The following is a 14,303-nucleotide window of genomic DNA, read 5'->3' as shown; positions in this document are numbered from 1 at the left end:
TGAAAACGGGATTTCACTGGCAGCGGTTAATTAAAAGGAATAAGAGAAGCGCGCCAGAACTTGAACCGGATCTTTATTTTCTGATTTACCGGACAGCAGATGACCACGACTGGCTTCAATATCCAGTTTGATATCGCGGTAGCTAACATTGATGCCAGCACTCAACCCCATGGCGCTGCTCCAGCCTTGTGATGATTGCTGAATACGACCTATATCAGCCCCTAACCGTGGCGTTATAGTGGTGTTGCCGAGAGAGAAATTGCGCGACAGAGTATTTTGTAAATACCAACCTTTATCCGCAGATAAGGTATTGCGGCTAAAACCGCGAACAGCATTGCTGTCGGTGACACTCAACCATTCAACACCCGGCAAGCGGTCGTGGGTGTATTGGCCATAGAACTGATGACTAAACAAATAAAAGTCATCGAACAATTTGAAATATTGGTTGGAGGTAATGGTGGCTTTGGTTTTAGTAAATTGGCTATCTTGATAACTGGCTGACAAGTTCTGATCGGCACCCAACCACGATAATCCCTGTTCAATACTGAGATTTACATTGAATATGCCTGTGGGCAGGATATGCAGATGGTTAACACCTAATTCAAATATTGTCAGTGTTGGGCTGCTGACCGCGATTTTTTGGTCATTAAAATAGTTTTCGGCCTGTTTATAGGTCAATTGGGCACTTAAGCCATTAATCTGGTCTTGATCGCGATAGAAAACATAATCAGAACGTAAACCATGCTGTTGGGTTTTACCTTGTAGCTCGATGGTATTAAATTGTAATTGCACCGGATAAAGATATTCTGAATAGCTGGCAAAACCACTGAGCGTTAAGGCCCCATAAGGTACGGAATAAAAGAGTGAATAGGCACGGCTGTAGTTTTTTTGCGGGTTATCAGTGGTGCTGGAAATATTCAAACTGATGGAATCTGATAATCCAAACGGATTATCGAAAGAAAATGTATTTCGGCTCAGCCATTTCCCTGTGTTTTTATTACCATAATTATCGAGAGACGCTGTCAGATGCCAGGGTTTTGACCGGGTATTACTGATTTTTAGAATTGACCCGCCAGATTCACTTCCCGGTAATATGTCGACAGTAATTTTGTTGGAGGGGAGGCGATTAGCTTGATCTAAATTTTGATCGAGTTGTTTAATATTTAATGGATGACCCAACATATTGGGGAAAATAGTTTCACTATTTAATTCGGGATCATCACTTTCAATACTCTCAATAAAACCCTCAGTGACATCCAGCCCGAGTTCTCCCTCGTCATCGGGGGGAATGAATCGGATACGCGCCATAATATAGCCGCTGCTAAGATAAAGTTGAGTGAGTTCTCGAGCCAGCAGATTGACATGTGCGCTATTGATACATTGATCGGGTATTGCGCTTAATGACTCTAAATCTGTTGAAGTCAATAAGGTAATGCCCTGAACATAGACTCCACTGATAGGGAGGCATTGTGCGTTATCCTCTAATTCAGGGGCGCTATTTTTGGGCGTATTTATCTCTGCTTCAGGCTGTTTAGCATGAGGCTGACGGCGCTCTTCTATTAATTGATTAATTTCATTACTGCTGTTCTGTAAATTTTGGCGTGATTCATTGATCGGAGAGGGAATATCCATCCCCGGAGTGGTATTAGCGTAGGCGCCGGTGCTCAATAAAAAACATAATGCGGTGCGTTTTTTGATCATGATATCTGTGGGGAAGAGCACTGACGGAATAGGTTCAGCTCCTCCATCCTTGAGTCAAATTTACGGGCAGCACTATTACCGTCCCTGATAAGTAAAAACGGCGGGGCGGCTTGGGAATTAAGTTATATTCAGGAAAAACTGAAATATAATAATTTTTTGATATTCGCAGACAGATAAATAATGAAATTTATAATTATTTAATTTCTATTCAGGTCAATACAGGATGTTATTGATTAAATTTCAACGGGAGGGGCACAGCAAGATAAAATGGAAGGAATAGATGCCCGTTGCTAGCGGGCATGGTGAATAGGCTGAATTACTCTTTGTCTTTATTTACCGGCTTACCTGACCAATAACCCGCCAGCAGTGAACCCGATAGGTTATGCCAGACAGAGAACAGTGCGCCAGGCAGTGCGGCCAGTGGTGAGAAGTAAATTTTACCCAAAGTGGCGGCCAGCCCTGAGTTTTGCATGCCGACTTCAATCGCCAATGTGCGGCAGGTTGACTCATCAAAGCCAAACAGTTTCCCGCCCCAATAGCCACTTAACAGACCAATTCCGTTATGCAGAATAACTGCAATAATTACCACGAAACCGACCGAGGCAATGTGGCTCTGGCTACCGGCAACCACGCCGCTGATGATGGCGACGATACAGACCATCGACATCGCCGGTAGGTAAGGTTCGATGCGTTTCACGGTTTTGGTAAAGGAGTGATGGACAATTAAGCCCGCAGTAATCGGGATAACCACAATTTGCAGGATACTTTTCAGCATCCCAATCACATCGACGCTGATGGTGGCATCAACATATAAACGAGTCAGCAGTGGGGTCGCGAACACTCCCACCAGGGTCGAAACCGCAGAGATAGTCACGGAGAGCGCGACGTCACCTTTCGCCAGGTAAATCATGACATTAGACGCTGTTCCGCTGGCAACACTGCCCACCAGTACCATACCGGCAGATAAATCCGGTGGCATACGGAACAGCATAGCCAGAATCCAGGCGGTGAGCGGCATGATCAGATAATGCAGGAAAGTTGCCGCCGCAACCGGTGCTGGGCGTGATAACACCCGTTTGAAATCATCCAACCGCAGAGTGACCCCCATCGCAAACATAATCAGCATCAGCAGTGGGCCGACATAAGGGCCAATGCCGATAAATGTTGTGGGGCGGAAATAGGCTGCGATTGAGAGCAGTAATGCCCAGAGAGGGAACAGCCGGGTGATTTTTACTAACATGAGGCGAGAGTCCTTAATCGTCAGTGTTAGAGATAAGAAAACCGGACGAAAGCGCCCGGTTTGTTTGTTATTGAAATAGTTTATTATTCAAAGAGATTATGATGCAGCGTTTGTACCACTTTCTCTGCATCATTACCCGGTACCAAGAAGCACAGATTGTGGCTGCTAGCTCCGTAGCAAATCATGCGGATATTGAATGGGTCTAGCACGCCGAACACTTCTTTGCCCACACCGCAAGCTTGCGACAAGTTATTACCAATAATTGCCACCAATGCCAGGTTTTCTTCCACTTCAACCCGGCACAAAGAAGAGAGTTCGGTCAGTAGCGAGCTGGTCAGCAAGCTGTCACCGGTTGATGTCGAACCGGTCGTATCCAGTGTTAGTGCCACACTGACTTCAGAGGTGGTTATCAAATCAACTGAGATATTGTGACGCGCCAAAATGTTAAACACTTCCGCCAGAAAACCGCGTGCGTGCAGCATATTCAGGCTATGCAGGGTCAGCAGAGTTTGTTTGCGGCGTAGTGCCAACGCCCTGAATAATGGCGGATTATAAGTTTCATTGCACACCAGCGTGCCGCCAGCTTCAGGATCTTTGCTTGACCCGACAAACACCGGAATATCACTGCGCACTGCCGGTAATAAGGTGGCTGGATGCAACACTTTGGCGCCGAAAGTTGCCATTTCAGCCGCTTCTTCAAAGGCGATTTTATCAATGCGTTTTGCGCCCGGAACCACCCGTGGGTCGGTGGTGTAAATCCCCGGAACATCTGTCCAGATATCAATCCGACTAACATTCAGCGCTTCACCCAGCAGTGCGGCGGTGTAATCACTGCCACCCCGGCCAAGAGTCGTGGTGCGGCCTTTACTTTCACTGCCGATAAAACCTTGCGTGACGATAATGGCTTGCTCAATACGCGGTGCTAACTGGGTCTGAGCCAGTTCAGACAATGCTTGGGTGTCCGGCTCGGCTCGGCCAAAACGGTCATTGGTGCGCATGATTTTGCGCACATCAAACCATTCCACCTCGACCTGACGTTGGCGTAATAGTTCGACAAATAGCAGGGTCGACATCAATTCGCCGTGGCTGACCAGTTCATCCGTCAGTGCCGCCGAAGTTGCCAGGCTAGCCGCTTCTGACAGCATGGCAATGTTCTCCAACATGCGGTCAATTTCTTCACGGATAACGGCGGGGTCAGAAAGTTTAGTGAGAATACTGTATTGAATACGGCGGATTTCATCTAAATGAAGGGCACGTGTTTCCTGTTCGCAACCATCGGCCAATGCGACCAACAAATTGGTAATCCCGGCTGAAGCCGACAAAATCACCAAACGAACATCCGGGTTCGATAAAACTACATCAGCACTGCGGCTCATGGCATCAAAATCAGCCACGCTAGTCCCACCAAATTTGGCGACGACAGTTGAGGACGCTGTGCTGCGAGTCTGTTGGGGATCAGTCTGCTGTTGTGAAGCCTGTCGTTGTGAAGCGGAAATCATCTAAAAAACCTCGTGTCAGATGCCATCTCGGGTAGTCGGCTGTATTTTTCTCTGTACAAGGAAATAACGGGTTATCCACTTTCTGTCAATGAAATGGCTATGAGGTATTTTCATATTTAATAATACGTTCCCTCATATCACTAAATTGATTGGATACTGGCCCGAATGTGAGCGGCTGCTATGATTGAAAGTCTTAAGATTATGATTAAAAGTCTGAAGATGGGCTGCCATTTTGAGAAAACAGGGAGCAGATCAAAAGTTGTTTCGAGAGATATTACCTATCGCAAGAAAAGAGATCTCAATCACAGGGTAACAGGATACAATCAGGGTATTCGTTTCATTAATCCTTAAGCCTAGAAGAGCGCCGCTATGAAAAATATTAATCCTAGTCAAACCGCTGCCTGGAAAGCGTTACAGCAACACTTTGAACAGATGAAAGACGTCACCATCAGCAGTCTGTTTGCCAAGGACGACCAGCGTTTTAACAAGTTTTCAGCGACTTTTGACGATCAAATGCTGGTGGATTTCTCCAAAAACCGCATTACCAGTGAAACCATGGAAAAACTGCAAGCTCTAGCCAAAGAAACTGATCTGGCGGGCGCAATTAAGTCTATGTTTGCTGGTGAGAAAATTAACCGCACGGAAGATCGCGCGGTACTGCATGTTGCTTTGCGTAACCGCAGCAATACGCCAATTGTGGTCGATGGCAAAGATGTGATGCCAGAAGTGAATGCGGTACTGGCAAAAATGAAACAGTTCTGTGACCGCGTGATTGGTGGTGACTGGAAAGGCTATACCGGTAAAGCGATTACCGATGTAGTGAATATCGGTATCGGTGGTTCTGACCTCGGCCCTTACATGGTGACCGAAGCGCTGCGTCCATACAAAAATCACCTGAATATGCATTTTGTTTCTAACGTCGATGGCACTCATATTGCTGAAACGTTGAAACCGCTGAACCCAGAAACCACGCTGTTCCTGGTGGCGTCAAAAACTTTCACTACCCAAGAAACCATGACCAACGCGCATAGCGCCCGTGACTGGTTCTTGTCTACCGCCAGTGATGAGAAGCATGTTGCCAAGCACTTTGCAGCATTATCGACCAACGCCAAAGCAGTCGGCGAGTTTGGTATTGATACTGACAATATGTTTGAATTCTGGGATTGGGTCGGTGGCCGTTATTCCCTGTGGTCGGCTATCGGCTTGTCTATCGCGCTGTCCGTGGGTTTTGAGCATTTTGAAGAACTGCTCAGTGGCGCACACGCCATGGATAAACATTTTGCAGAAACGCCAGCAGAGAAAAACCTGCCGATTCTGTTGGCATTGATTGGCATCTGGTATAACAATTTCTTTGGTGCAGAAACCGAAGCTATCCTGCCTTATGACCAATATATGCACCGTTTCCCGGCTTACTTCCAGCAGGGCAATATGGAATCCAACGGTAAATATGTTGACCGTAATGGCAACCCGGTTGATTACCAGACTGGCCCGATTATCTGGGGTGAACCCGGTACCAATGGCCAACATGCGTTTTACCAGTTGATTCATCAAGGCACTAAATTGGTTCCTTGTGACTTTATCGCCCCGGCTATCAGTCATAACCCACTGAGCGATCACCACGCGAAGCTGCTGTCTAACTTCTTCGCACAAACTGAAGCGCTGGCTTTTGGCAAAACATTGGATGAAGTTGAAGCTGAATTTGCCGCTGCGGGCAAAACGCCGGAGCAAGTGGCTCATGTTGCGCCATTCAAAGTGTTCGAAGGTAACCGCCCAACCAACTCCATTTTGCTACGCGAAATCACGCCGTTTAGCTTAGGGGCCTTGATTGCGCTGTATGAGCACAAAATCTTCACACAAGGGATTATCCTGAATATTTACACCTTTGACCAATGGGGTGTAGAGCTGGGTAAACAACTGGCGAACCGCATTTTGCCAGAACTGGCAGATGACCAAGAAGTGACCAGCCACGACAGTTCTACCAATGCGTTGATTAACCGTTTCAAGAACTGGCGTTAAGCTAACGGGCTAAGCTCCTTGATCCGCGCTTATTAGCCCCTTACTGATGTAAGGGGCTTTTTTTCGGCCCGGATTATTTCACCTACTTTCAATAGGATTATTTATGGCCAAAAATTCGCGCTCACAGTGGATAGCCAAGAATCTACAGCGTTTACTGAATGTGGGGTTGATTGCATTGGCCGCTATTTTGGTGGTCTTTCTGATAAAGGAAACCTTTCATCTTGGAAAGGTACTCTTCGTCAATAATCAGGATGCGTCTTCTTACATGCTGATTGAAGGGATTGTGATTTACTTCCTGTACTTCGAATTTATTGCGTTGATTGTTAAGTACTTTGAGTCCGGTTATCACTTTCCATTGCGCTATTTTATTTATATCGGGATCACTGCGATTATCCGGCTGATCATTGTCGATCATGAAAATCCGATTGATACGCTGATTTATTCCGGTGCGATATTGCTGCTGGTGGTGACTTTGTATTTAGCCAATACCGATCGGCTAAAACGCGAATAAAAATGGCGGCCATGATGGCCGCCCTAAAGACACAGAACCAGAGAATTAAAGTACAGCAAGTCAAGCAGCGGCATAAACGTACGAAAACGTTAACCTTTCACGCCACCGGCCGTGAGACCCCCGACCAGCCAGCGCTGTGCTAGCAAGAAGACAGCGGTGATCGGAATGGCCGATAGCACGGCGGCAGCGGCAAAATCACCCCATAGATAGTTTTGCGGATTCAAATACTGCTGCATACCCACCGCCAGGGTGTAACTGTTCACGTCCCGCAACAATAATGAAGCGACCGGAACTTCAGTAATGGCGGCAATAAATGACAGGATAAAGACCACGGCTAAAATCGGCACAGACAGCGGCAATAGCACCAGTCTGAAAGCTTGCCATGGTGTCGCGCCGTCCAAAGCTGCGGCTTCTTCCAGTGAGTTATCAATGGTTTCGAAATAACCTTTGATGGTCCAGACGTGCAGGGCGATCCCGCCCATATAAGCAAAAATCACCCCGCCATGAGTATTTAACCCGATAAATGGCAGATATTGTCCCAAGCGGTCAAATAAAGCATATAGCGCGACCAAAGACAGTACCGCGGGGAACATTTGGAAGATTAACATCCCTTTCAACAGGCTGCTTTTGCCGCGAAAACGCATGCGGGCAAAGGCATAAGCACAGGTGGTAGAGAGGGTAACAATCCCAATTGCGGTGATAACCGCAATCTTGATGGAATTCCATAGCCACAGCATCACAGGGAACGGCGGCGGTGTCACACTGCCATCGGCGTGTGTCACACTCATACCCAGCGCCAGCTTCCAGTGTTCCCAAGAAATCTGATCGGGAATCAAGCTGCCGGTGGCGAAGTTGCCGGGCCGCAGCGAGATGGTAATCACCATCAGTAGCGGGAACATAATCAGCGCGATAAAGCACAGCATCAGAAAATGGGTGCCCCATAGACGCAAACGCTGGGATTTAGGTTGAACCATAGCCATCTGCATCTCCTCCTTAATCAAAATTCATTTTGCTGGCTTTCAAATTCAGTATCGCAAGTGCGCCTACCAGGATGAAAATCAGTGTTGCAATTGCCGCCGCCAGACCAAAGTCTTGCCCGCCGCCGCCTTCAAAGGCGATACGGTAGGTGTAGCTGACCAGTAAGTCGGTATACCCCGCAGGGGTAGTGGTGCCAATCATGTCTGGGCCGCCGTTGGTCAATAACTGAATCAACACGAAGTTGTTAAAGTTAAAGGCAAAACTGGCAATCATCAACGGCGTCAATGGCTTAATCAGCAAAGGTAAAGTGATGCGGAAGAAGTTCTGGAATGGGCCTGCGCCATCCATTGCCGATGCTTCATACAAATCATCAGGAATCGCTTTCAACAACCCCATGCACAGAATCATCATGTAAGGGTAACCGAGCCAGGTGTTGACGATCAGTATCATGCTCTTGGCGGTGATAGGGTCACTAAACCAGGCCGGTTTGATGCCAAATAAATGGTTTAGCATCAGGTTAATTTCACCGAAACTTTGGTTAAATAACCCCTTGAAAATCAATATTGAAATAAACGCGGGCACCGCATAGGGCAGGATCAGCAATACCCGATAAACGGCTTTGCCTTTCAGGGAATCCCATTGCACTACACAGGCCAGCACCATACCCACCGCCACTGTCAGCACGACCGTCAGCAATGAGAAAATAATGGTCCAGATAAATATTGAGATGAAAGGCTTCTGAATGCCTTCGTCATGCAGCACTCGTAGGAAGTTTTTCCAGCCAATAGTGACGGTAAAACCGGGGCTGAGTTTTTCATTCTCCCACTGCCCGTTAGCATTGATAGCCTGATAGAAACCGACATCAATATTTGGCCGGTAGATCACGCCAGTCTGCTGATTAATCAATTCCTTACCGTCAGCACCGAGCTTATAGAGCGGGCTGGTACCGGCGAATTGGCGCAGTGAGCTCATGCGCAGTTCACCGCCACCAGGCAAGATTGCCACCAATTCACTAAGCGCCTGGCGATTTTGGGTAATAATTCGCAAGGAAGCTTGTTCAGCGGTTTGCTCTGTGCTGGTTGGCACAACATTTATTTTTTGCTCGCCGGTGGTACTCAGGTTGAAAGGTTCAGAAACCAGGAGGGTATTATCATCCGGATTAGTGAGCTGTAACCGCCATTGGTCATGACTGGGATAAAGACCAAAAGTATAAGTTTTGCCAGTCTGGAACTGCCGGTCCATCAACACGGATTGGGCGCGTTCAAAGGTTAACTGGTTGGTACTGCTGTAGTTAGTAAAAGCGATGGCGATAGTGCAAATCAATGGGAACAGGACAAACAGCCCCATACCTGCCACGCCGGGGTAAACATAGCGCCAGGCATAAGCACGGCGATTGGCGAAAACATACAGCCCCAGACTCACCAGAATCAGTGTCACAATGGCAAAAAGATATTCACCTTGAGCATACATCAACACAATTAAATAGCAGGTGAACAAGCTTAAAGTGCCAATAATCAGCCACTTAAGCACATCACTTTGCCACCAGGCGGTTTTCTTTTTACGGCTTTCAAACTCGGTGTGGGATAACTGCATAATGTTCCCTTTCATACTCTTCGTACTTGACGTTACAGCGGTGTTAGCTGCTCTCGTTACTCGGCCCATCCATGGCCCTCGCCTCTTTGAGGCCGCTGCAAGCAGCGTTCAAATCTGCTCCCTGCAGATTTGTCACCCGAATCACTTACTTGTGTAAGTTCATCGGGATTCGTTCATTGGCTGCCTTGCTGTAACATCAATTACTTTGAGTATGGTTATAGTGTTACAGCAAGTGTTATCAGGGCGCGGCGAACCGCGCCCCTTTTGCAGGTGAAACTATTATTTGACGATACGTGCCGCTGCATCGTTCAGCGCAGCTTCTACAGTTTGACGCCCACTAATGGCGTTCAACACCGCGCTGCGGGTTGCATACCAGAAGGCCGCCATTTGCGGAATATTAGGCATGATTTCGCCTTTAGTGGCGTTATCCATGGTGGCTGCAATCCGCGGATCTTTTGCCAGTTGCTCTTGGTATGAAATCAATGCAACAGCGCCCAGAGGTTTGTCTTTATTGACTTCAGCCAGGCCTTGGTCAGTTATCAGATAGTTTTCCAGGAATTCAGTTGCCAGTTCTTTATTCGGGCTGGCGGCGTTAATACCGGCAGTCAGAACACCCACGAACGGCTTGGAAGCCTGGCCGTGGAAAGTTGGCAGCAAGGTCACACCGTAGTTGATTTTACTCTTATCAATGTTGGACCATGCCCACGGGCCATTGATGGTCATCGCGGTTTCGCCTTTATTAAAGGCCGCTTCTGCGATGGAATAATCAGTATCGGCATTGATGTGCTTATTCTTCACTAAATCGACAATAAATTGCAGACCGGCTTTCGCACCGGCATTATTCACACCGACGTTTTTGACATCATAGACACCGTTTTCAGATTTGAAAGCATAACCGCCGTCAGCGGCGATAAGTGGCCAAGTGAAGTAGGGTTCTTGTAGGTTCCACATGATGGCGCTCTTGCCATTAGCGCGCAGTGCGGTATCCAATGCTGGAATTTCTTCCCAAGTCTTCGGTGCTTCTTTAACCAGATCTTTGTTGTAAATCAGTGACAGTGCTTCGACTGCAATTGGGTAACCAATCAGTTTGCCATTAAAGCGAACGGCATCCCATGTGAACGGGAACAGTTTGTCCTGGAAAGCTTTAGACGGGTGCAGTTCGGCCAATAAGCCCGATTGCGCGTAGCCACCAAAGCGGTCATGTGCCCAGAAGATAATATCCGGGCCATCGCCAGTGGCAGCTACTTGTGGGAATTTTTCTTCTAGTTTATCTGGGTGCTCGATAGTGACTTTGATGCCGGTATCTTTCTCAAATTTCTTACCGACTTCTGCCAGCCCGTTATAGCCTTTATCGCCATTGATCCAGATAACCAGCTTACCTTCTTCAATTTTGGCAAAAGCAGAGGAAGAGAGCACCAGCGTGGTTAGCGCTGAAAGGGCCAAAACACGTGCGGTCTTACCAATGCCGGATTTTGTGAAGCTGCGAGTCATAATCCAATCCTTTTATCCAATTTTGTGGGTACCGACTTTCTTGTGAGTCATTCATACATTTATTACATGTACTAATACATTACGCTGCCATATTGAGTCACAACTGGATGCACCATCATCCTCCCCCTCTCTACGCCCCCCGACGAGTTATTGTGACCCACTTAACACTGCTGCCTATTCTGTGGTGCCAGACACAATAATGTAGGTCGAAATTTGCGTGGCTGATCACGTATTTGTATTTGTGATGGAACTTCTGCTCCCTAGGGTCGTTCTTTCATCCTCCCATCTCCTCCCCCATGAAAAACCTCGTTACGGATGATTACCAAATAGTGACACTCCCGCATTATCGGCAACATTGAAAAGCGGCACCGTCATTGAAACAGCATCGGTACCCTTGAAACTCAGCATCTTTGCTATGCGTTCACCAACAAAACGTGGTTGTTCGGTTAATTATTACTCAGCCAGATCAGGACGTTGCAGCGTTAAACAACGTGCGGCCCTATACTCAGGCCGCGACGTCGTCCGGGGCAACCTTGTGCAAGCATGGCGGTACGGCGCGCTGCAAGAGAATCATCAGGGGCTGGGAGTCATCGACGGGTCATGCCGGAATTTGCTTCCGCCATTTTTCTTCAGTCAGGTTCATATGAAAAGTTGTTTGCGTAAGCAAAGGAGTAACAGATGGCTAATGTAACGCTGAGCGGCGTTTATAAAGCCTTTGGTGAGGCTGTGATTTCCAGAGACATCAATTTGGAAATCGATGACGGTGAGTTTGTTGTATTTGTTGGGCCATCCGGATGTGGGAAATCGACACTGTTGCGGATGATTGCCGGGCTTGAGGACATTACCTCGGGTGAGTTGTTGATTGGTGGTAAGCGGATGAATGAAGTGCCGCCGTCTGAGCGCGGTATCGGCATGGTGTTCCAGTCATATGCGCTTTATCCCCATTTGTCTGTGGCAGAGAACATGTCTTTTGGCTTGAAATTGGCCGGTGCGAAGAAAGCGGAAATTAACCAGCGAGTGAATCAGGTAGCTGAAGTGCTGCAACTGGCTCACCTGTTGGACCGCCGACCTAAGGCTTTATCAGGTGGTCAGCGTCAGCGTGTAGCGATTGGCCGGACTTTGGTTGCAGAGCCGGACGTTTTTCTGCTCGACGAACCACTTTCCAACCTGGATGCGGCGCTGCGGGTACAGATGCGCATCGAGATATCGCGCCTGCATAAACGCCTGCAACGCACCATGATTTATGTCACCCACGATCAGGTCGAAGCCATGACCTTGGCCGACAAAATTGTGGTGTTGGATGCGGGCAATGTGGCGCAAGTCGGTAAGCCACTTGAGCTGTACCACTACCCAGCTAACCGCTTTGTTGCGGGCTTTATCGGCTCGCCAAAAATGAATTTTTTACCGGTGAAAGTGACTGCCGTTGAACCTCGTCAGGTACAGATTGAACTGCCAAATCCAAATGGTCAGTTAGTGTGGCTGCCGGTCGAAGGTGACCAGGTTCAGGTCGGCGCAAATATGTCTTTGGGTATTCGCCCGGAACATCTGCTGCCAAGCAGTGCCTCTGAAGTCACGCTGGAAGGCGAGATTCAGGTGGTAGAGCAACTGGGTAATGAGACTCAAATTCACATCCAAATCCCTGCAATACGTCAAAACCTGGTCTACCGCCAGAACGACGTGGTGCTGGTAGAAGAAGGTGCAACATTCTCCATCGGTCTACCGCCCTATCGCTGTCATCTGTTCCGTGAAGATGGATCTGCGTGCAAGCGGCTGTACCAAGAACTGGGCGTCTAGTTTCCACGACGTCAAGTGACGGCAAATGTTAAGCACGCATGCCGACAGGCAAATATAACAGGAGATTACTGATGATTACTCTGCGCAAGTTACCGATAGCACTGGCTGTTGCCGCTGGTGTCCTTTCCACTCAAGCTATGGCTGTTGATTTCCACGGGTATGCGCGTTCCGGTATCGGCTGGACGGGAAGTGGCGGTGAACAACAATGTTTCAAAACAACCGGTGCTCAAAGTAAATACCGTCTGGGTAACGAATGTGAAACTTATGCGGAAATTAAGTTAGGCCAAGAATTGTGGAAAGAAGGTGATAAGAGCTTCTACTTAGATACTAACGTTGCGTATTCCGTTTCGCAACGTGATGACTGGGAGTCCACTGACCCGGCTTTCCGTGAAGCCAACGTGCAGGGTAAGAATCTGATTGAAGCGTTGCCAGGCTCCACCATGTGGGCTGGTAAGCGCTTCTATCAACGTCATGATGTTCATATGATTGACTTCTATTACTGGGATATTTCAGGCCCAGGTGCTGGTCTTGAAACTATTGACCTGGGCTTTGGTAAGTTATCTGTCGCTGCGACTCGTAACTCAGAATCGGGCGGCTCAAGTGCTTGGATCAATAACTCACGTAAAGATGCAGAGTATACGGTTAACAACGTATACGACGTGCGTCTGGCCGGTTTAGAAACTAACCCCGGTGGTTCATTGGAGTTAGGTTTTGATTATGGTCGCGCGGATACTCAAGAAGGTTACTCGTTAGCACCAAATGCTTCTAAAGATGGTGTGATGCTGACCGCTGAGCATACCCAAAGCATGATGGGTGGCTTCAACAAGTTCGTGTTGCAATATGCTACCGACTCGATGACGTCCTATAACACCGGTCACTCGCAAGGTACGTCAGTAAATAATAATGGCCACTTATTGCGTGTTATTGACCACGGTGCCATCAATCTGGCTGAGAAGTGGGACATGATGTATGTCGCGTTATACCAAGACATTGACTTGGATAACAATAACGGCAACACATGGTACAGCGTAGGTGTACGTCCGATGTACAAATGGACACCTATCATGAGTACGTTGCTGGAAGCAGGCTACGACAACGTTAAATCACAACATACCGGTGAACGTAACGGTCAATACAAACTGACTCTGGCCCAACAATGGCAGGCAGGTGATAGCATTTGGTCACGTCCGGCAATTCGTGTCTTCGCAACTTATGCCAACTGGGATGAGAAGTGGGGCTATAGCAATACAACCGGCGTAGCACAAGACGGCACTATTGGTACCAACAGCCGCAGCAAAAACAACGAAGTCACCTTCGGTGCGCAATTCGAAGCTTGGTGGTAACAGCAGTGATACAGCCGTCCTTTAGGGCGGCTGTTCTGTTTCGATGAGGCGGGCTGCGGCCCACCTCTAACCAGATAAAGCGATATACCCTAAATAATTCGCTAACTTTACCGACCTTGCCTGGCCCAGTTAGCACC

Annotated in this window: 10 protein-coding genes and 1 pseudogene; 5 read left to right on the top strand and 6 right to left on the bottom strand. The window is 47.9% G+C overall.

The window, feature by feature from the left end:
* Positions 1-30: 30 nt before the first annotated feature.
* The 3 genes from DXZ79_RS18550 to lysC all read right to left on the bottom strand — a co-directional run bounded on the left by DXZ79_RS18550 (position 31) and on the right by lysC (position 4,440).
* Entirely contained in the window at positions 31-1,701 is a 1,671-nt protein-coding gene (locus DXZ79_RS18550; protein WP_038640003.1) for a ShlB/FhaC/HecB family hemolysin secretion/activation protein, read from the bottom strand.
* A 316-nt stretch (positions 1,702-2,017) separates the two neighbouring features.
* Positions 2,018-2,941: a ketopantoate/pantoate/pantothenate transporter PanS gene (panS, locus tag DXZ79_RS18545; protein WP_038638490.1), complete on the bottom strand. Its 924-nt coding sequence runs from the start codon at positions 2,939-2,941 to the stop codon at positions 2,018-2,020.
* Between the two features lie 83 nt (positions 2,942-3,024).
* Positions 3,025-4,440: a lysine-sensitive aspartokinase 3 gene (gene lysC, locus DXZ79_RS18540; RefSeq protein WP_038638493.1), complete on the bottom strand. Its 1,416-nt coding sequence runs from the start codon at positions 4,438-4,440 to the stop codon at positions 3,025-3,027.
* Positions 4,441-4,809: 369 nt separating this feature from the next.
* Here lysC and pgi point away from each other — a divergent pair, with 369 nt between their 5' ends.
* Positions 4,810-6,456: a glucose-6-phosphate isomerase gene (pgi, locus tag DXZ79_RS18535; protein ID WP_050292228.1), complete on the top strand. Its 1,647-nt coding sequence runs from the start codon at positions 4,810-4,812 to the stop codon at positions 6,454-6,456.
* A gap of 103 nt (positions 6,457-6,559) precedes the next feature.
* Positions 6,560-6,967, top strand: a complete 408-nt coding sequence (gene psiE, locus DXZ79_RS18530) for a phosphate-starvation-inducible protein PsiE (protein WP_120011536.1) — start codon at positions 6,560-6,562, stop codon at positions 6,965-6,967.
* 89 nt (positions 6,968-7,056) lie between these two features.
* Here the strand turns inward: psiE and malG are convergent, their stop codons facing one another.
* The 3 genes from malG to malE all read right to left on the bottom strand — a co-directional run bounded on the left by malG (position 7,057) and on the right by malE (position 11,029).
* Positions 7,057-7,947, bottom strand: coding sequence for a maltose ABC transporter permease MalG (malG, locus tag DXZ79_RS18525; RefSeq protein WP_038638499.1), 891 nt, complete (start codon positions 7,945-7,947; stop codon positions 7,057-7,059).
* Positions 7,948-7,960: 13 nt separating this feature from the next.
* A complete protein-coding gene (gene malF / locus DXZ79_RS18520) occupies positions 7,961-9,538 on the bottom strand; it encodes a maltose ABC transporter permease MalF (protein WP_038638502.1) in 1,578 nt (525 codons plus the stop codon).
* A gap of 279 nt (positions 9,539-9,817) precedes the next feature.
* Positions 9,818-11,029: a maltose/maltodextrin ABC transporter substrate-binding protein MalE gene (gene malE, locus DXZ79_RS18515; protein ID WP_038638505.1), complete on the bottom strand. Its 1,212-nt coding sequence runs from the start codon at positions 11,027-11,029 to the stop codon at positions 9,818-9,820.
* A 434-nt stretch (positions 11,030-11,463) separates the two neighbouring features.
* Here malE and DXZ79_RS21225 point away from each other — a divergent pair.
* The 3 genes and pseudogenes from DXZ79_RS21225 (at position 11,464) to DXZ79_RS18500 (ending at position 14,166) form a co-directional block, all read left to right on the top strand.
* A pseudogene (locus tag DXZ79_RS21225) lies at positions 11,464-11,692 on the top strand (hypothetical protein).
* A 15-nt stretch (positions 11,693-11,707) separates the two neighbouring features.
* Positions 11,708-12,823, top strand: coding sequence for a maltose/maltodextrin ABC transporter ATP-binding protein MalK (malK, locus tag DXZ79_RS18505; protein WP_038638508.1), 1,116 nt, complete (start codon positions 11,708-11,710; stop codon positions 12,821-12,823).
* Between the two features lie 68 nt (positions 12,824-12,891).
* The gene (locus DXZ79_RS18500; RefSeq protein WP_205572695.1) at positions 12,892-14,166 is read left to right on the top strand and encodes a maltoporin; all 1,275 of its coding nucleotides are present in this window, start codon (positions 12,892-12,894) and stop codon (positions 14,164-14,166) included.
* Positions 14,167-14,303: the final 137 nt, after the last annotated feature.

The sequence above is a fragment of the Yersinia rochesterensis genome, from assembly GCF_003600645.1.
Taxonomy (GTDB): Bacteria; Pseudomonadota; Gammaproteobacteria; order Enterobacterales; family Enterobacteriaceae; genus Yersinia; species Yersinia rochesterensis.
This window is presented reverse-complemented; position numbering and strand designations above follow the sequence as displayed.